Source organism: Pseudomonas sp. 1912-s, assembly GCF_029269205.1.
Classification (GTDB): domain Bacteria; phylum Pseudomonadota; class Gammaproteobacteria; order Pseudomonadales; family Pseudomonadaceae; genus Aquipseudomonas.
The window spans coordinates 66,138-84,703 of record NZ_JARIXR010000028.1 but is presented as its reverse complement, the minus strand read 5'-3'; the positions used below and the strand labels follow the sequence as shown (position 1 = coordinate 84,703).

14 protein-coding genes are annotated in these 18,566 nt (G+C 62.5%); 13 read left to right on the top strand and 1 reads right to left on the bottom strand.

What is annotated here, in order from left to right:
* Positions 1–716: 716 nt before the first annotated feature.
* The 10 genes from P3C29_RS27075 to P3C29_RS27030 all read left to right on the top strand — a co-directional run bounded on the left by P3C29_RS27075 (position 717) and on the right by P3C29_RS27030 (position 13,450).
* The gene (locus P3C29_RS27075) at positions 717–1,868 is read left to right on the top strand and encodes an LLM class flavin-dependent oxidoreductase (RefSeq protein ID WP_169388574.1); all 1,152 of its coding nucleotides are present in this window, start codon (positions 717–719) and stop codon (positions 1,866–1,868) included.
* Positions 1,869–1,888: 20 nt separating this feature from the next.
* Complete coding sequence (locus P3C29_RS27070) at positions 1,889–2,938, top strand: ABC transporter substrate-binding protein (protein WP_201124250.1); 1,050 nt, start codon at positions 1,889–1,891, stop codon at positions 2,936–2,938.
* 126 nt (positions 2,939–3,064) lie between these two features.
* Positions 3,065–4,123 carry an ABC transporter substrate-binding protein gene (locus P3C29_RS27065; RefSeq protein ID WP_003212534.1) on the top strand — a complete coding sequence of 353 codons (1,059 nt, stop codon included), beginning with the start codon at positions 3,065–3,067 and terminating at the stop codon, positions 4,121–4,123.
* A 275-nt stretch (positions 4,124–4,398) separates the two neighbouring features.
* A complete protein-coding gene (locus P3C29_RS27060) occupies positions 4,399–6,663 on the top strand; it encodes a TonB-dependent receptor (protein ID WP_010171301.1) in 2,265 nt (754 codons plus the stop codon).
* Positions 6,664–6,863: 200 nt separating this feature from the next.
* Positions 6,864–9,326, top strand: a complete 2,463-nt coding sequence (locus P3C29_RS27055; protein ID WP_275965889.1) for a TonB-dependent receptor — start codon at positions 6,864–6,866, stop codon at positions 9,324–9,326.
* A gap of 260 nt (positions 9,327–9,586) precedes the next feature.
* Complete coding sequence (locus P3C29_RS27050) at positions 9,587–10,348, top strand: ABC transporter permease (RefSeq protein WP_169388577.1); 762 nt, start codon at positions 9,587–9,589, stop codon at positions 10,346–10,348.
* A 9-nt stretch (positions 10,349–10,357) separates the two neighbouring features.
* On the top strand, positions 10,358–11,116 hold the full coding sequence (locus P3C29_RS27045) for an ABC transporter permease (RefSeq protein ID WP_010171307.1): 759 nt from the start codon (positions 10,358–10,360) through the stop codon (positions 11,114–11,116).
* An 11-nt stretch (positions 11,117–11,127) separates the two neighbouring features.
* Positions 11,128–11,916, top strand: coding sequence for an ABC transporter ATP-binding protein (locus P3C29_RS27040; RefSeq protein WP_201124256.1), 789 nt, complete (start codon positions 11,128–11,130; stop codon positions 11,914–11,916).
* Between the two features lie 105 nt (positions 11,917–12,021).
* Complete coding sequence (locus P3C29_RS27035; RefSeq protein ID WP_275965888.1) at positions 12,022–12,981, top strand: threo-3-hydroxy-L-aspartate ammonia-lyase; 960 nt, start codon at positions 12,022–12,024, stop codon at positions 12,979–12,981.
* Positions 12,982–13,072: 91 nt separating this feature from the next.
* Positions 13,073–13,450 carry a RidA family protein gene (locus tag P3C29_RS27030; protein WP_010171316.1) on the top strand — a complete coding sequence of 126 codons (378 nt, stop codon included), beginning with the start codon at positions 13,073–13,075 and terminating at the stop codon, positions 13,448–13,450.
* 1 nt (position 13,451) lies between these two features.
* Here P3C29_RS27030 and P3C29_RS27025 read toward each other — a convergent pair whose 3' ends face one another.
* A complete protein-coding gene (locus P3C29_RS27025; RefSeq protein ID WP_010171318.1) occupies positions 13,452–14,078 on the bottom strand; it encodes a PAS domain-containing protein in 627 nt (208 codons plus the stop codon).
* Positions 14,079–14,135: 57 nt separating this feature from the next.
* Between P3C29_RS27025 and P3C29_RS27020 the strand changes: the two genes are divergently transcribed.
* From P3C29_RS27020 to P3C29_RS27010, 3 genes are all read left to right on the top strand, one after another.
* Positions 14,136–15,245 carry an alanine racemase gene (locus P3C29_RS27020; protein ID WP_275965887.1) on the top strand — a complete coding sequence of 370 codons (1,110 nt, stop codon included), beginning with the start codon at positions 14,136–14,138 and terminating at the stop codon, positions 15,243–15,245.
* Positions 15,246–16,193: 948 nt separating this feature from the next.
* Entirely contained in the window at positions 16,194–17,597 is a 1,404-nt protein-coding gene (locus P3C29_RS27015) for a sodium:solute symporter family protein (RefSeq protein ID WP_010171331.1), read from the top strand.
* Between the two features lie 37 nt (positions 17,598–17,634).
* Complete coding sequence (locus P3C29_RS27010; protein ID WP_010171332.1) at positions 17,635–18,555, top strand: pyridoxal-phosphate dependent enzyme; 921 nt, start codon at positions 17,635–17,637, stop codon at positions 18,553–18,555.
* Positions 18,556–18,566: the final 11 nt, after the last annotated feature.

Genomic DNA, 18,566 nt, shown 5'->3' with positions numbered 1-18,566 from the left:
CAGCGGCCTACAGGCCGGCTTGAGTGGTGTGAAGCAAAGGCAACATCAAGATCAAAATCTACAGCGGGCACGGTCAAATGTGGGAGCTGGCTTGCCTGCGATGGCATCAACTGGGTGTACCTGAAAAACCGAGGTGTCTGCATCGCAGGCAAGCCAGCTCCCACAGAAAAGCAGAGCTGCATCCGTTTCAGATTTCGTTTTCGCTCTGGCTTTTGATCTAGCTTCTACCACTCAAGCCGGCCTGTAGGCCGCTGTGCTCTTGCTTTTGATTTTGATCTGGCTCTGACTGCCCCAATAAGCCCGAGGCCGAACGCAGGTGGTGCGGAGCGGGTAAACCGGCAGGACGCCGGTTTAGCCGCGCTGGGCCAAGGATGGCCCATCGCGGCGGCCCGCGGAGCATCGCCGGAGTGAGGGAACACCGAGCCTAGGCGAGGTGCCGACAGGCGGGGCAGAGCCCTTTGCTTACTTTGGGGTTTTTCCAAAGTGAGTCGCTGTAAGAGCGAAACCCTAAGCCGCCGTTACCGCAGCAACGGATATGTACACAGAGTGCTTCACCCCCAACACCCACTGCTGACCCAGTGTTGCTACAGACGCACCCCACCCACCCAGAAAACCCAAAACCCCCGCCCCCATTGGCCCAAGCCCCCATGGCATGCCCGTTGCAGTCCCAATACCAAAAGGTCCCCGCACCTCACGCGACTGACTCCGGAGCACCCATGACCACTGAATTCTTCTGGCGCCTGCCACTGGGCACCGACGGCCCCCAACTCACCACCGACAAACACAACCGGGGCAACCCGGACTACCGCCCCGGCAATATCGCCCCGGGCCGCCTGCCCAACGGCCAACCCGACGACTTCACCTACATCGACTACATCGCCCAGGTCGCCAAGGCCGCCGAACTCGCCGGTTTCGAAGGCGCCCTGCTGCCCACCGGCCCCGAGCCGTGGATCGTCGCCGCCGCCCTGGCCCGGGAAACCCGGCGCATCAAGTTCCTGATCGCCTTCCAGGCCACCTGGACCCTGCCCGCCTACGCAGCCCAACAAGCCGCGATCCTGCAAAACCTCAGCCGCGGCCGCGTGGAATGGAACATCATCACCGGCGGCAACCCCGCCAGCCAGCGCGCCAACGGTGACTTCCTCGAACACGACCTGCGCTACAAGCGCACCGGCGAATTCCTCGACATCATCCAGGGCCTCTGGGAGAACGAAAAATTCTCCTACGACGGCGATATCTACCAACTGGAAAACGGCGCCCTGCCCCACGGCCTGCACCACGAACGCAAGCCCGGCGTGTACTTCTCCGGTTTCTCCGACGCCGCCCTCGACGTCGCCGCCAAGCACGCCGACGTGTACCTGAACTGGGCCGAACCCATCGACAAGCTCAAGCCACACATCGAGCGCGTACGCGAATTGGCCGACAAACAAGGCCGCACCGTGCGTTTCGGCCTGCGGGTCGATCTGTTCGCCCGGGAGACCGAGGAGCAAGCCTGGAAGGACCTGCGCCGCCAGTTCGACAAGCTCGAAGGCAAGAGCAGCCAGGTCGCCAAGGGCTTTACCAGCGGCTCGGATTCGGTCGGCGGCGCGCGCCAGACCGCGTACCACCAGAACGTCGACCGGTTCGACGACCTGATCATCGGCCCCAACCTGTGGGCCGGGTTTGCCAAGGCCAAGCCAGGCCCCACCGTGGGCCTGGTCGGCAGCCACCAGAACATCGCCGAGCGCCTGGTGGAGTACCGCGACGCCGGTTTCTCGACCTTTATCCTCGCCGGCAATCCACACCTGGAAGAAGCGTTGCGCATTGGCCAGGAAGTCCTGCCGCTGGTGCACCAACGCCCGGCCATCCAACCTTTGAAAGCCAGCGCCTGAACGCTGTGGGAGAACCCCTGATGACCCAACCTCTCGATACGCTCTGGTACACCCGCTGCCCCGTGCCCACCGGCCTGGGCATTGCGGTGCAAAAAGGCTGGCTGCAAGACACCGTAGGTGCCCTGGGCACCGAGGTGCAGTCGCTGCGTGAGTCCGATGACAAAGCGGTGCGCGAATCGCACTTCGATCACACCCTGCGCAATTCGGTACGCCATGGCGGGAATATCCCGGCGATCTGGGCCCGCGCCCAAGGCCGGGAAACCCGGGTGATCGGGCTCTCGTGGGCAGATGAAGTGCAACTGATCCTGACCCGCCAGGACAGCGGCATCAAAACCGTCAAGGACCTCAAGGGCCGCACCTTCGGCCTGCCGGACTGGGCCGGCGCACAGATCGACTTCACCCGCGCCCAGGCCCTGCGCGGGCTGGAAAATGCGCTGTCACTGGAAGGCCTGAAGGTCGGCGACGTGAAGCTGAAGAACTTCCGCTACGGCGGCACCTTCAGCGATACCCCGGTGCGCAATATCGCCGGTACGCCGGTCACGCAGAAAGTCAGCGAACGCAACCTGGAGCTGATCGGCCTGCTGCGGGGTGAGGTCGATGCGATCTTCCTCAAGGGCGCCCACGCCGCCCAGCAGGCTCATGATTTCGGCCTGCACACGGTGATCGACACCGGCTCCCACCCGGACCCGCTGATCCGCAGCAACAACGGCACGCCACGCACCCTGGCGGTGGACCTGAACCTGCTGGAAAATCACTTTGACGTGGCCACCGGCATCCTCGATTCGGTACTGCGCGCCGAGCAATGGGCCCACACCCACCCGGAGGAAACCCGGCGCTACCTGGCCCAGGAAACCAACAGCAGTGAGTATTGGGTCACCGCCGCCTATGGCAACGACGCCCACTTGCGCCTGCGCACCGAACTCGATGAACAGGCGATTGCCGCGCTGCAGGACTTCACGCATTTCCTGCACCGCTGGCGCTTTATCCCGAAAAGTTATGATGTGCGTGAATGGATTGATGCACGGCCGCTGGAAGCACTCTTGAACGGCAAAACCGCGCTGGCAGGCTAACCCGTGCAGGAGCCGGCTTGCCGGCGATGACGGCCTTGAATGCGGCAATGACCTTTCGGGCCTCATCGCCGGCAAGCCGGGCTCCTGCAAAGGTTTCCTATTTCATGGATTTGAACGAAGACCCTTATGAGCAAACCACTCGATACTCTCTGGTACACCCACAGTCCGGTTCCCACCGGCCTCGGCATTGCGGTGCAGTCCGGCCGCCTGGCGGAGGCTTTCCTGCCTTTTGGCACCAATATCCAGTCGTTGCGCGAGTCCACGGAGCGCGAAGTTCGCGAAGCGCATTACGACCATCACCTGAAAAACTCGGTGCGTCATGGCGGTAACATCCCGGCGATCTGGGCCTATGCCAGTGGCGTGGAAACCCGGGTGCTGGGGCTGTCGTGGAGCGACGAGGTGCAGTTGATCCTGACCACCGCCGAGAGCGGTGTGCGCAGCGTGCGCGACTTGAAAAACCGGCGCTTCGGCCTGCCGAAATGGGCCAACGTGCAGATCGACTTCACCCGCGCCCAGGCCCTGCGCGGCCTGGAAAATGCCCTCAAGCTCGAAGGCCTGGAAGTCTCGGACGTGGAGCTGGTGGACTATCCCTACGGCGGCACCTACAGCGACAACCAGGTGCAATACGTCTACGGTTCTCCGGCCAGCCTTGGGGTGAGCCGCTTCAGCCGGCGCAACAACGAGCTGATCGGCCTGCTGCGCGGTGATATCGACGCGATCTTCCTCAAGGGTGCCCACGCCGTGCACCTGGCCAACGAGTTTGGCTTGCATGTGGTGGTGGACACCGGCTCGCACCCGGACCCGCTGATCCGTTCCAACAACGGTACGCCGCGTACCCTGACGGTGGACATCAACCTGTTGCAGGAGCACTTCGACGCCAGCGTGAAAATCGTCGACACCGTGCTGCGTACCGAGCAATGGGCCTGGGCGAATCCGGACGAAACCCGGCGTTTCCTGGCCCAGGAACTCAACACCAGCGAGTACTGGGTGACCGCGGCCTATGGCGAAGATGCCCATCGCCGGCTGCGTACCACACTGGACTCACGCTCCATCGAAGCCTTGCAGGACTTCACCGATTTCCTGCATCGCTGGAACTTCATTCCACGGCGCTTCGATGTACGCGACTGGATTGATTTCAGCGTGCTGGAAAAGGTCATCGGCTCCACCTCTCGCGTGGCCGTCTAACCCCTCTGCAGGAGCCGGCTTGCCGGCTCCTGCGGTGCTTGCCTGGCAACACTTCCCCTGCTGCTCCAGCAGCACCCTCCAAGCAACTTCTGCTGAATCTTCGACACGCTTTTCAAGCGGCCTTCGGCTGCGCTTTCAATTGGTCGAAAACGCCCGCTTATTTATTTTTTTAATCGTTATATATCAATACCTTACAATCATGTATCGACCCTGAAATCTGCTTGGCACGATCTCTGCTCTAGCCCCTTCAAGGAAACTTTTCCGGGGGAGATTTCATGCACACACTTAATCCGATCACCAAGGGCCTGTGGCTCGCTTTACTGCTGGCAGGCGGCACCGCCAGTGAACCTTTATTGGCCGCCGAAGCAGCCGAAAACGACGCCAGCAACACCGAGCCGTCGCTCAAGACCGTGACCGTCACCGCACAACACCGGGAAGAAACCCTGCAAGAGGTTCCAGTGGCGGTATCGGCGGTCCAGGGCACCAGTATCATTGCCGACGGCGTACGCTCGATGGGCGACATCACCACCTTTATTCCCAACGCCTCGGCGAAGAACCCCGACGGCGACGGTCGACCACGCTGGTACATCCGTGGCCTGGGCACCGGCGACACCGGCGCGGCCACCGTGTACCCGGTGGGCATCTACGCCGATGACGTGTACCTGAACGCACCGATTGCCGGTGGCGGCCCGCTGTTTGACCTCGAACGCATCGAGATTCTGCGCGGCCCCCAGGGCACGCTGTATGGCAAGAACACCACCGCGGGCGCGGTCAATATCATCTCGAAGAAGCCGACCTTCGACACCGATGGCTACGGCACGATCGGCTTTGGCAGCAAGAACGAGCGCATCGTGAACGGAGCCATCGGTGGCACCCTGGTGCCGGAAAAACTCGCGGCACGGATCTCGCTGTACTCCGAGGAGCGCGACGGCTTCCAGAAAAACCTGATCGACGATCACACCTACGGAGACGTCAACAAGAAGGCCGTGCGCCTGCAATTCTTCGCCCAGCTCAACCCGGACCTGGATGCGCTGTGGAAGATCCACAGCCGCGAGTTCAAGGGCGACGGCGCCAACGGTGCGCTGACCCTCGGGCGTTACTACAACGTGGGCTACACGCGCCCCGCCGGACGCAATATTGCGCTGAACGTGGACGACGACTCCAAGCTCAACCACGACGGCACGTCGCTGACCCTCAACTGGCACCTGGGCGACTACACCCTGACGTCCATCAGCGCCTACGACTACATCCGTGGCCAGTCCAGCGGTGATGCCGACTACACACCTTACGAGGTCAACGGCACCTCCACCGCCGACAACAAATACACCCAGTACTCCCAGGAAATCCGCCTGGCCTCGCCCCAGCAGGAAACCCTGCGCTGGCTGGCCGGTGCGCACTATTTCCATGAAGACCTGGACAGCAGCGCCGGACGCTTTATCGCCCCGGGCCCGACACCCAATGGCACCGGCTCCAACCAAATCAACGGCGCGACAGATTTTCGTGACCTGAACTACAACCACACCACCGACAGCTACGCGCTGTTTGGCAACCTGACCTACGACCTCACCGACAATTTCAGCGTGACCGGTGGCCTGCGCTGGACCCAGGAAAAGAAAGACATCGACCTCAACCTCACCCAGTTGACCCGCGCCACCGCCAACGGCCCGCTGATTCCCCTGGCGGGCGTCGGCACCAACGGCAACCGTCAGGAAGACAAGACCTGGGAAGCCTGGACCTATGACCTGACCCCGGAATACCGGATCAACGACAACGTGCGGGTGTTCTTCCGCTATGCCCACGGCTTCCGTTCGGGCGGCTTCAACACCGGGCTGTCCACCAGCCTGTCGCAACTGACCACGGTGGACCCGGAACAACTCGACGCCTACGAATTCGGCGTCAAGTCCGAGTGGTTCAACCACCGCCTGACGGCCAACGCGAACATCTTCTACTACGACTACTCGGACATTCAGGTCAACCTGCTGACCGTCAACAACGGCGTACTGACCACCGCGCTGACCAACGGCGCCAAAGGCAAGGTCAAGGGTGCCGAGCTGGAACTGGAAGGCCAGCCCACCGACTACCTGCACCTGCGGGCGGCGATTTCGTTCCTTGACTCCGAATACACCGACTTCAAGAACACCAACCCCAACACCGGTGCGGTCACCGGTGACTACAGCGGCAACAGCTTCGTGCGCTCGCCGCGCAACGTGGTGTCCCTGGGTGGCGACTACACCATCCCGCTGGAGATCGGCGGCAAGCTGGTGGCCGGTGCCGACGTGAGTTTCCGCGACAAGGAGTACTTCCTCGCCGACCGCCAGAGCAGCGCCGACAAGGACTTGAGCCAACCGCACTACACCTTGGCCAACAGCCGCCTGACCTGGTACAGCGCCGACGAAAAACTCAGCGTCACCGGGTTTGTGAACAACCTCACCGATCGCCGCTACCAGGTGCATGGCCGGCCAAACGGTGGATTGGGGCAGTACGTGATCACCTATGGCGACCCGCGCACCGTGGGGCTGAGCGTGACCAGCCGCTTCTAACTTCAGCCGCCGGACACTATTCACCAAACGCCGGAGATCAAATGTGGGAGCTGGCTTGCCTGCGATAGCGGTGGGTCAGCCAACCACTATGTGGCTGTGCCGCCATCATCGCAGGCAAGCCAGCTCCCACAGTTGACCTTCTTTGTTTGAACCATAGCGTCCGGCCCGCCATCGCCAATACTCTTCGAAAGGACCTTTCTATGTTCCAACGTACTCCGTTGGCCGGCGCCATCGCGCTGGTCATGGGCAGCCTTGCCGTGCCCGCTGTAGCCGCCGATACGCAGCCCACCGCCAAGAACGACAGCCTCGACACCGTGGTGGTACTCGGTACCCGTCGCAGCGATGTCACCGCCCTGCAAAGCGCCGCGCCGGTGGATGTGCTGAGCGGCGAGCAGTTGCAGCAAACCGGCGCTGCCGACCTGTCCGGCGCCCTGACCGCGCTGTCGCCGTCCTTCAGCTTCCCGCAGTCGCCTCAAGGCGCGTTCGCCGGGTCCATCGCCCAAGGCGCCTCGCTGCGCGGCCTGGCGTCCGATCAGGTGCTGGTGCTGGTGGATGGCAAGCGCCGCCACACCAGCGCCAACATCACCCGCCAAAGCCTCGCCAACGGCCGGGGCGCGGCGGCGGTGGACTTGAGCCTGATCCCGTTGAGCGCGATCGACCACGTGGAGATCCTGCGCGACGGCGCCGCCGCCCAATATGGCTCCGATGCCATCGCCGGGGTGATCAACATCGTGCTCAAGCAAAAGGACGACGGCGGCAACGTCGGCTATCGCTTCGGTGGCTACAACAAGGGCGACGGCATGCAACGCAAGTACAGCGGCTGGAAAGGCTTCGAGCTGCCCAACGACGGCTTCCTGACCCTGAGTTTCGATGCCGGCAGCCAGGACCCGGCCAGCGACACCAACCCGGACAACCGGATCTTTTATCGCGGCGATACCAGCGTCAACACACCGCGCGAACAGAACAACCGCTACCGCACCTGGAACTGGGGCTCCAACAGTGTCTCCGACCAGTACAACTTCCTGGCCAACAGCGAGATGGGCGTTGGCGAGGGGCTGACCGCCTACGGCTTTGCCACCTACTCCCACAAGAACACCGACTCCACCGGTTTCTTCGACCCGCCCACCGCGCTGTACAACAACTACGGCAGCGTTTCCTTGCAGCGCTACCCGGACGGGCGTTTGCCGATCACCCGCTACACCCTGGAAGACTATGCTGCCACCGGCGGCCTGCGTTATGAAAACGAGCAGTTGGGCAAGTTCGACCTGGCGCTGAACCACGGCACCAACATCGTCAAGTCCACCGACTACAACGCGATCAACCCCAGCTGGGGTACCAACAGCCCGGCGACGATCTACACCGGCGAGCGCAAGAACGACCAGACCAACGTGACCCTGGACTGGGTACGGAATTTCCCCACCGACTTGCTGTTCAAGCCATTGACCGTTTCCGCAGGCCTTGCCTGGCGCCAGGAGAACTACCAATTGAGCGCAGGCGCGCCGGCGGCGTCGCAAAATGGCCCGCTGTTCAACACCATCGACCCGGTGACCGGGCGCCGGCTTGCCGGGTATTACTCGGGGATCACCCCGGTGGATGCCGCCTCGCTGCAACGCAAGGTGCTGGGCGCATATGTGGATGTCGAAGGCCAGGTCACCGAGAAGTTCCAGGCCGGCGTTGCAGTGCGCACCGAACACTATTCGGACTTTGGTGACACCACCAACGGCAAGCTGTCGCTGCGCTACGATTTCACCCCGCAGATCGCCGCACGGGCCAGCGCCAGCACCGGCTATCGTGCGCCGTCCCTGGCCCAGAGCGGCATGTCGTCGTTCAGTGTGCAGGTGGTGGAGCAGCCGCCGGGCAGCGGCAACTACGTCGAGGTGCAACAGCGCACGCTGCGCGCCAACAGCCCGGAAGCCCAGGCCCTGGGCGGCACGCAGCTCAAGCCTGAAGAGTCGACCAACTACTCGCTGGGCCTGGTCTGGCAACCGCTGGATAACGCATCGGTAACGGTGGATGCCTACCGCATCAACATCAATAACCGCATCACGCTCTCCGACCAATTACCCGCCTCGGTGGTCTCGCCGATCTTCGCCGGCACGCCTTACGCCAATATCCAGAGCGCGGCGTTCTACACCAACATCGCCGACACCCGCACCGACGGTATCGAGCTGACCGGCAACTACAAACTCAATCTGCAGCAATGGGGCCGGGTGAACTTCAATGCCGGCTACGCGCGTAACCGCACGCAAATCACCGACCTGCGCAACGTCGGCAACATCGCCGGCAACCAGATCATCGGCCGCACCACCCAAGGCCTGATCGAACACGGTACACCGGACTACAAGCTGACCCTCAGCGCCAACTGGGCCTATGAACAATGGGGCGTCACCGTGGCCCAGCGCCGTTATGGCGAATGGAAAAGCCTCAACGCCGCCAACCCCAACCTCGACCAGACCTTCAGCCCGCAATGGGTCACCGACCTGGACGTGTCCTACAACCTCGGCAAGGGGATCAAGCTTTCCGCCGGCGCGACCAACCTGTTCAATACCCACCCGGACAAGGCTTCCGGCGCGCAGTTGTACGGTGTGCCGATCTACTCGATCACCAGTCCTGAAGGTGCGCAGGGTGCGTTTTACTACACCAGTGTGAGCTACGACTTCTGAGGGGATTGCTGATGGGGTGTTGCTGGAGCAGCACCCCATTGTTGGCCAGGCATCATTCGGGCATTCGGATGTACACCCATCCATTGTGGGAGCTGGCTTGCCTGCGATGACGGTGGATCAGCCAGCCTCAATGTTTACTGGCCCACCGTCATCGCAGGCAAGCCAGCTCCCACCTTTGGCCTTCATTGTTCTCCCCTGTTGTGTTCACTGGCACATGTCTTGCGATGCTCACCCAGTACTTCGCTGAAATAAGACCCGCCATGCGCCCCTACCGATTACTGACTGCCCTGACCTGGCTCATCTCGCCCCTGGCCCTGCTCGCCACCTGGACGCTGGTGGCGCACCTCGGGATCTTCCCGCGCAACCTGCTGGTACCGCCGGCCCAGGTCCTGCACACCTTCGAAGAACTGCTCGCCAGCGGCGAACTCGCGGAACACCTGGGCAACAGCCTGTCGCGCCTCGGCCTGGGCTTTGGCATCGGTTCGCTGTGCGGCCTGGCCTTTGGCGTGCTGATGGCCTTGTCCAAGAACGTCGAGGTGTATTGCGCGCCGCTGTTCCACACCCTGCGCCAGATCCCCAGCATCGCGCTGATCCCGATGTTTGTGCTGCTGTTCGGCATTGATGAAACCTTCAAGATCATCATCGTCGCCAAGACCGCGTTTTTCCCGGTGGCCCTGGCCGCCAGCGAGGGGGTCAAGGGCATTCCCCGCAGCTACTTCGAAGTGGCCGACGTGTACCGCCTGCGCTGGCCGACCTTCGTCTGGCGCATCGCCCTGCCCGCTGCCGCGCCGCCGATCATCACCGGTTTTCGCATCAGCCTGACCCGCGCCTGGGTGGTGCTGGTGGCCACCGAGTTGCTGGCGGCCGACAGCGGCCTGGGGCAAATGATCGAGATGGCCCGGCAGATGCTGCGCATCGACGTGGTGATGGTGGGCGTGGTGGTCACCGGGGTGATCGGTTTTGCCCTCGACTTTGGCTTTCGCTCACTGGAACAGCGGCTGTTTCGCTGGCAAACCCGCTAGGAGCCCGGCATGAACCTCTTGAAAAAGTCCCGCGGCCTGTTGCTGCCACTGTTGTTGATCCTCGCCTGGGAATACGCCTCGCGCCAGGACGCGGCCGGCGCGTATGCCTTCGTGCCGCTGTCGGCGATTGGCTCGGCGTTGCTGGAGATGCTCGGCAACGGCGAGCTGCTGGTCAACCTGCTGGCCAGCCTGGCCCGCACCAGCAGTGGCCTGGCCCTGGGCATCCTGTTCGGCGTGGTGCTGGGGGTGCTGATGGCGCTGTCCGGCGTGGCCAACCGTTTGATCGGCCCGTTGTTCCATTCGATCCGCCAAGTGCCGATGCTGGGCTGGATTCCGCTGATTGCCATGTGGTTCGGCAATGGCGAATTTTCCAAGGTGCTGATCGTCAGCCTCGCGGCCTTCTACCCGATGGTGCTCAACACCTACCAGGGCTTCAGCCATGTGGAGCGGCGTTATCGTGAAGTCGGCCAGGTGCTGGTGCTCAGCCCGGTGCAGCAGTTCGTGCATGTGCTGCTGCCGGCGGCGCTGCCGAGTATCGCCACCGGCGTGCTGCATGCCCTCGCCTTCGCCTGGGTCACCGCCATCGGGAGCGAACTGTTCCTGTCCTCCGGCGCCGGCCTGGGCAACCTGATGATGAACGCCGAGGCCGGCTCGCGCATGGAAGTGATCGTGCTCAGCGTGCTGTGCATCGGCCTGCTGGGCTACCTGATGAACCTGCTGTTTACCCGCCTCAGCCGCCACGTGCTGCGCTGGCGCAATCTTCGTTGAAGGCCATGAACATGAACGCAATCGCCCACCACGCCCTCCACACCGCCGTGCAGACCGGCGCCCTGCAGATTCGCGGCCTGACCAAGGCCTACCGGATCGAAGGCAAGCCGCTGCCGGTGTTGCACAACATCAACCTCGACGTGCGCCCCGGGGAGTTTGTCAGCATCGTCGGCGCCAGCGGCTGCGGAAAATCCACCTTGCTGCGGCTGATTGTCGGGCTGGAGGCCGAGTACGAAGGCGACATCCTGCTGGACGGCCAACGCATTGCCGCCACCAGCCTGGAGCGCGGCATTGTGTTCCAGGACCACCGCCTGTTCCCGTGGATGACCGTCAGCCAGAACATCGCCCTGGCCCTGAAAAATCACAAACTGGCCCAGGCCGAAAAGGATCGGCAGGTGGCCGAACACATCGCCCTGGTCAACCTCACCGGCTTCGAAAACGCCTACCCCCACCAGCTCTCCGGCGGCATGGCGCAACGTGCGGCGATCGCCCGGGCGCTGATCAACACACCCAAGGTGCTGTTGCTCGATGAACCACTGGGCGCCCTCGATGCCCTGACCCGGGTGCATTTGCAGCGCGAACTGCAACGGATCTGGGTGCAGCAGCGCTGCACGGTGATCATGGTCACCCATGACATCGAAGAGGCGTTGTACCTGGGGGACCGGGTGATCGTGATGGATGCCCACCCAGGACGAATCAAACATGAAATCCGGGTGGACTTGCCGCATCCGAGGGAGCGCAGCTCATCGGTATTGCAAGGCTACAAAGAGCAGTTGCTGGAGGAGCTGGTCGGGCACTGAAAACCCTGGGCATGCAGCGCTTTACATTTTGTATAGTTCTGGATATTTTATCCAGACAGCAAATGCAATGCGCCCGTGCCCGGTTCATTTTCAGAGGTCCTTTCCATGCAACTGTCTTCGTACCATGACGTGATCAAAGCCGCCGGACGCCTGGAGGGCTTCGCCAACCGCACGCCGGTGTTCACCTCGCGCACCCTCGACGCCGAGACCGGGGCCCAGGTGTTCATCAAGTGCGAAAACCTGCAACGCACCGGTTCGTTCAAGTTTCGCGGCGCGTTCAATGCGCTTTCACGGTTTGACGAGGCGCAGCGCAAAGCCGGTGTGGTGGCGTTTTCCTCGGGCAATCACGCCCAGGGCATCGCGCTGGCCGCGCGCCTGTTGCAGATGCCGGCCACCCTCGTAATGCCCACCGACGCACCGGCCGCCAAGGTCGCCGCCACCCGGGAGTACGGCGCGACCGTGGTGTTCTACGACCGCATCACCGAAGACCGCGAACAGATCGGCCGCACCCTGGCCGAGCAGCACGGCATGACCCTGATTCCTTCCTACGACCACCCGGACGTACTCGCCGGCCAGGGCACTGCCGCCAAGGAGCTGCTGGAATTCACCGGCCCCCTGAACGCCTTGTTTGTTGGCCTGGGCGGTGGCGGCATGCTCTCCGGCACGGCATTGGCCACCCGCGCGCTGTCGCCCGATTGCCTACTGTACGGGGTCGAGCCCGAAGCCGGAAATGACGGCCAGCGCTCCTTCCAGACCGGCAGCATCGTGCACATCGACACTCCCGCCACCATCGCCGACGGCGCCCAGACCCAGCATCTGGGCAACCACACCTTTCCGATCATTCGCGAGCAGGTCACTGACATCCTCACCGTCTCCGACGCCGAGTTGGTGGCGGCGATGAAGTTCTTCATGCAGCGCATGAAAATGGTGGTGGAGCCCACCGGCTGCCTGGGTCTCGCGGCGTTGCGCAACGTGAAGGATCAATTCAAGGGCCAGCGCGTGGGCATCATCGTGACGGGCGGCAACGTCGATATCGAGAAGTACGCGAGCCTGCTACAGGGCTAAGCCTTCCAACAAAAAACAATGAACCCGACTGTGGCGAGCGTGCTTGCCACACGGTTTCCTGCTGCCTGCCATTGCCTGAGCACTGCCGATCATGAAGATTCACCACACACCCACTGCCTCCCAGCCTGCCGGTCACTACGCCCAGGCCGTCAGCCATCAGGGCACGCTCTACATCTCCGGGCAATTGCCGGTGAGCCCGGATGGGCGCCACAACATTGATGCGTCGTTTGCCGAACAGGCTCAAGTGGCGCTGGACAATCTGTTGGCGATTTTGAAGGCCGCAGGCGGCTCACCCGCAGACCTGGTGAAAGTCACGGTGTATGTGGTGGGGGTAAAACACTGGCCTGAATTTGACGGTTTGTACGCCGCCGCGCTGGGGGATCACCGCCCTGCCCGAGCCGTGGTGCCGGTGCCGGAACTGCACCACGGCTACCTGATTGAAATCGAAGCCGTGGCGCGTTCGGCGTAGGTCATTTGGCGTAGGTGTAGACCGCCGCCCGCGAGACACCAAGGTGCGAGGCAACCGTTTCCATGGCCCGTCGAATGTCCATCACGCCGGCGTCCTTGAGTTCTTGCATCAGCAAGCGGCGGTCGGCGGCCTTCAGCGCACGTGGCGTGGTCGCCAGGCGTGCGGCGAACTGGTCGATACGCGCACGAATGGCATCGGCACCGGACGGATCGAGAGACTCGGCGGGCCGGTCGCCGCTGACCGAGCCGAACTGTTCCAGCATGCCCTGCAAGCCACGGAACAACGAGAGGTCGACGTTCATGCACAAAGCCGCGACGTACTTGCCGGTGGAGTCCTTGATACCGATGGAAGTGCTCTTGACCTGGCGGCCATCGGCGAACTGGTTCTGGTAGTTGGCGATCACCTGCGGGTACTCGGGATCGGCAATCCGCGCCAGGCCCAGCTCGGTCGCAGGGTCTCCCGGCTGGCGCCCGGAGAGGTTGTTGTGGATGGCCATGATTGCGTGCTGCGGGTCGCGCAGGTCGTGCAGCACGACCTCGCAAAACGGGCTGAAGGTCTTGCTCAGGCCTTCGGCAATCTGTTCGAGTTGGCTGATCAGGGCCGCTTGTTCGGGAGTGTGTTTTTTCATTCAGACAACATATCCAGTACTGGATAGACCGTCAATTTACCTTTTGGAGTGTGCACGATGGATACCCCGACCGCTTTGCTGGATGTGAGCCGGATGCAGCGCAATATCCTGCATATGCAGCGGCGCGCCGACGACTTGGGGGTGAGCTTGCGGCCCCATGTGAAGACCCATAAATGCGCCGGGGTGGTGGCGGCGCAAATCGCTGCAGGGGCCACGGGGATTACGGTTTCGACGTTGAAGGAGGCCGAGTATTTTTTCGACCTCGGCATTCGCGACGTTCTGTATGCGGTGGCAATGGCGCCGCATAAATTGCCCCAGGCGTTGGCGTTGCGTCGTCAGGGGTGTGCGCTGACGCTGATCACCGACAGCCTTGCCGGGGCCCGGGCGATTGTCGAGTTTGGCGCGCTGCGGGGTGAGGTTTTTGCGGTGCTGGTTGAGATTGACTGTGATGGGCACCGGTCCGGGGTGAAGCCTCAGGATCCGCTGTTGCTGGAGATCGCCAGGCTGCTGCATGGCGGCGGGATGCTTGCCGGGGTGTTGACCCATGCCGGGGAAAGCTACGGGCTGGATACGCCTGAGGCGTTGCGGGCGATTGCCGAGCAGGAACGGGCGCGCTGTGTGGCGGCGGCCGAGGTGATTCGGGGGGCGGGTTTGCCTTGTTCGCAGGTGAGTGTGGGTTCGACGCCGACGGCGCTGTCGGCGGTCAGCCTGGAGGGTGTGACTGAGCTACGGGCCGGGGTTTATGCGTTTTTTGATTTGGTGATGCATAACGTTGGGGTGTGCCGCGTTGATGAGCTGGCGTTGAGTGTGCTGACTACGGTGATCGGCCATCAGCCGGAGAAAGGCTGGATCATTACCGATGCGGGGTGGATGGCGATGAGTCGGGACCGTGGGACGCAGTCGCAGAAGCGGGATTTTGGGTACGGGCAGGTGTGTACCGAGGGCGGTGAGGTGATTGAGGGGTTGGTGGTGGGCAGCGCGAATCAGGAGCATGGGGTGGCTTGGTTCGACGGCGTTTCGGTGGATGTGGTTGAGCGGTTTCCGCTGGGGACGCGGCTGAGGGTTTTGCCTAACCATGCGTGTGCTACGGGGACGCAGTTCGGCAGCTACAGCGCGTTGTTGGAGAACGGGGATGTGCAGGTTTGGGAGCGGTTGCGGGGGTGGTAGATCGGGGGCATATCCGTTATTTGGGTGATGGCTGATATGGGTTCCGCTCTTACAGCGGCTCACTTTTGAAAAGCGCAAAAGTAAGCAAAACGCTCTTGCCCCACCACTCGGCACCTCGCTCAGGCTCGGTGTGCCCTCTCTCCGGTACTACTGCGCGGGCCGCCGCGACGGGGCGTCCCTGCCCCGTCGCGGCTAAACCGGCGTCCTGCCGGTTTACCCGCTCCGTACTACCTGCGTTCGGCCAGCGTGGTTTAACGGGGCGCCCAAGATCAAGATCAAAAGCAGATCAACAGCACAGCGGCCTACAGGCCGGCTTGAGTGGTGTGAAGCAAAGGCAACATCAAGATCAAAAGCTACAGCGGGCACGGTCAAAAATGTGGGAGCTGGCTTGCCTGCGATAGCATCAACTGGGTGTACCTGAAAAACCGAGGTGTCTGCATCGCAGGCAAGCCAGCTCCCACAGAAAAGCAGAGCCGCAGCAGTTTCAGATTTGGTTTTCGCTTTGGCTTTTGCTCTGGCTTCTACCACTCAAGCCGGCCTGTAGGCCGCTGTGCTCTTGCTCTTGCTTTTGATCTTGATCTTGCTCTGACTGCCCCAATAAGCCCGAGGCCGAACGCAGGGATTGAGGAGCGGGTAAACCGGCAGGACGCCGGTTTAGCCGCGACGGGCCAGGGACGGGCCGTCGCGGCGGCCCGCGGAGCAATGCCGGAGTGAGGGAACACCGAGCCTGGGCGAGGTGCCGACAGGCGGGGCAGAGCCCTTTGGTTACTTTGGGGCTTTTCCAAAGTGACCCGCTGTAAGAGCGGAACCATAAGCCGCCATGACCTAACCAACGGATATTCACCCATACCAAAAGAGTATCAAACCATACCAACCCGATATTAGACGAAAGCAAAACCACCAGAGGAAACTACCCGCAATTACAAAAATACCTAAAGAGTATAAAAAATGCCCACCCACTCCTCCTGGATCGTGCTGTCCATCACCGGCCTCTACATGCTGAGCCTGGCACTGATCAGCTACGGCGTCCGCCGCCATTCCCGCAGCGCCAACAACTACACCACCGGCGGTGGCCACTTCCCGGCGTTCCTGATCGGCTTCCTGATGCTCTCCGAATTTATCGGCACCGCAGTCAGCATCGGCACCGCCCAAACCGGTTTCAAGGTCGGCATCTCCGCCGCATGGAACCTGTTCGCCCTGGCCCTCGGCTTCGTACTCTTCGCCTGGCTGCTGGCGCGCAAATACAAGGACCTGGGCGACAACACCATCTCCGGCGTGCTGGCGCGCAACTACGGCCAGCGCACCCGTTTCGCCACCTCGATCATCACGATCTTTGCCCTGGAGATCGTCGCCGTCTCGATCTACGCCAGCGGCGGCGCGGTATTGGCCAGTGTGATGCAAGTGGACCGAACCCTCGCGATCGTGATCGTCGGCGTGGTCTCGGTGCTGTACGTGAGCATCGGCGGCATGCGCTCAGTGATCTACACCAACTTCGTCCACGCCGCCTTGAAGTACCTGGGCGTCGGCCTGGCCCTGTGGTTTGGCTTGAAGCAAGTGGGCGGCATCGGCCAGTTGCAGGCGCAGTTGCCCGCCAGCATGTTTGACTGGACCACCGTCGGCTGGGGCCAGATCGTCGCCTGGATGATCGCCGGTATCGGTTCGATCTTCTCCACCCAATACGTGATCCAGGCGGTGAACACCGTCAGCCATGCGGGCAAGGCCCAGCGTGCGTGTTTCTACGTGGCAGTGCTGATGGTGCCGTTCGGCATCGGCGCGGCATTGATCGGGATGTGCAGCGCGGTGCTGTTTCCCAATGTGGATTCGCTGCAAGCCTTTCCAACTCTGATCGCCAGCATGGACCAACTGACGGCCGGGCTGGTGGTAGCAGGCCTTGCCGGCTCCCTGTTCGGCACCATCTCGGCGGTAAGCATGGGCTCGGCGACGTTGTTGCTGCGGGACTTCTACGAACCCTGGTTCAACCCGGAAAAAAGCGACGCCAAGTCCCTGCGCTTCGTGCGTCTGGCGACCATCGCCGTCGGCCTGTTGCCGATTGCCCTGGCGCTGACTTCTGACAAGGTGCTGATGATCGCCTTCCTCGGCAAGGCGTTACGCGCCTCCCTGGCCGTGCTGGTGTTGATGGTGTTCTACGCGCCGAAATTCGGCACGGCGGCCGGGGCATTCCTGAGCATCATTGCTTCGTTGCTGGCGACCGTGGGCTGGTTCCTCGCCGGTAATCCGTGGGGCATCGACAACGCGTACATCGCCCTGTTTACGCCGCTGATCATCATGGGCATCAGCCATTTGACGCGCCGCAAGACACCGGCCGAACCCCTGGCGGCGGCCGCTCACTGAGGTAGGATGGCAGCCCACCCAATAAGGAAGTTGCGCAATGCTGCCCATCCGCACCCCGTTGATCCTGCACCCCGGCCTGTCCACCCCTACCCGGCGCATCTGGCTGAAGCTTGAGAACCTGCAACCCTGTGGCTCGTTCAAGTTGCGCGGGATGACCACGCTGTGCGCCTACGCGGCCAGCCAGGGCAAGACCACGGTGGTGTGTCCTTCCGGCGGCAATGCCGGGTTGGCCACGGCCTTTGCAGCAAGAGGCCTGGGGTTGCAGGCGCGGATCGTGGTGCCCTCCACCACCCCCGAAGCCACCCGCGCGCGTATCCGCCAGGCGGGCGCCGAGGTGGTGGTGCACGGTGATCTGTGGGATCAATCCAACGAGCTGGCGCTGCAACTCGCCGAAGCGCCGGACGCGTTGTATGTACCGGCTTTTGATCACCCGCTGTTGTGGGAAGGTCACAGCCGCATGATCGATGAGATTCTTGAGGATTGCCCGCAGGTGGGCGCCATCGTGACCTCCGTGGGCGGCGGTGGATTGCTCGCGGGGGTGCTGACGGGGCTGGAGCGCCATGGACGGTTCGACTGCAAGGTGATTGCCTGTGAAACGGCGGGCGCAGCTTCGTTTGCGGCCGCTGTGGAGGCTGGAAAGCCGGTGCGCCTGGCGAAGATCGATACCGTGGCCAAGTCGTTGGCCGCGACCCAGGTGGCGGCGTGGCCGGTTGAACATATCGGCCAGTTTGCCCATCAGTGCGTGGTGCTGAGTGACGCCGAGGCGATGATGGGCGTGGCGCGGTATGCAGATGATTTACGCCAGTTGGTGGAGCCGGCGTGTGGGGTTTCGTTGGCCGTGGCGTATCTGGAGCATGGGGCGATTGCCGGGGTTGAGGATGTGGTGGTGATTGTGTGTGGTGGGGTGAGTATCAGCGCAGAAACGGTTGCTCAGTGGCAAAACACCGCCTCTCTATGATCGTTCCCACG

Coding starts and splice junctions, on each gene's coding strand:
- P3C29_RS27035 (WP_275965888.1), top strand. CDS start 12,022: ATGCAACTGTCTTCGTACCATGACGTGATCAAAGCCGCCGGACGCCTG.
- P3C29_RS27045 (WP_010171307.1), top strand. CDS start 10,358: ATGAACCTCTTGAAAAAGTCCCGCGGCCTGTTGCTGCCACTGTTGTTG.
- P3C29_RS27020 (WP_275965887.1), top strand. CDS start 14,136: ATGGATACCCCGACCGCTTTGCTGGATGTGAGCCGGATGCAGCGCAAT.
- P3C29_RS27030 (WP_010171316.1), top strand. CDS start 13,073: ATGAAGATTCACCACACACCCACTGCCTCCCAGCCTGCCGGTCACTAC.
- P3C29_RS27060 (WP_010171301.1), top strand. CDS start 4,399: ATGCACACACTTAATCCGATCACCAAGGGCCTGTGGCTCGCTTTACTG.
- P3C29_RS27070 (WP_201124250.1), top strand. CDS start 1,889: ATGACCCAACCTCTCGATACGCTCTGGTACACCCGCTGCCCCGTGCCC.
- P3C29_RS27015 (WP_010171331.1), top strand. CDS start 16,194: ATGCCCACCCACTCCTCCTGGATCGTGCTGTCCATCACCGGCCTCTAC.
- P3C29_RS27075 (WP_169388574.1), top strand. CDS start 717: ATGACCACTGAATTCTTCTGGCGCCTGCCACTGGGCACCGACGGCCCC.
- P3C29_RS27050 (WP_169388577.1), top strand. CDS start 9,587: ATGCGCCCCTACCGATTACTGACTGCCCTGACCTGGCTCATCTCGCCC.
- P3C29_RS27040 (WP_201124256.1), top strand. CDS start 11,128: ATGAACGCAATCGCCCACCACGCCCTCCACACCGCCGTGCAGACCGGC.
- P3C29_RS27065 (WP_003212534.1), top strand. CDS start 3,065: ATGAGCAAACCACTCGATACTCTCTGGTACACCCACAGTCCGGTTCCC.
- P3C29_RS27025 (WP_010171318.1), bottom strand. CDS start 14,078: ATGAAAAAACACACTCCCGAACAAGCGGCCCTGATCAGCCAACTCGAA.
- P3C29_RS27055 (WP_275965889.1), top strand. CDS start 6,864: ATGTTCCAACGTACTCCGTTGGCCGGCGCCATCGCGCTGGTCATGGGC.
- P3C29_RS27010 (WP_010171332.1), top strand. CDS start 17,635: ATGCTGCCCATCCGCACCCCGTTGATCCTGCACCCCGGCCTGTCCACC.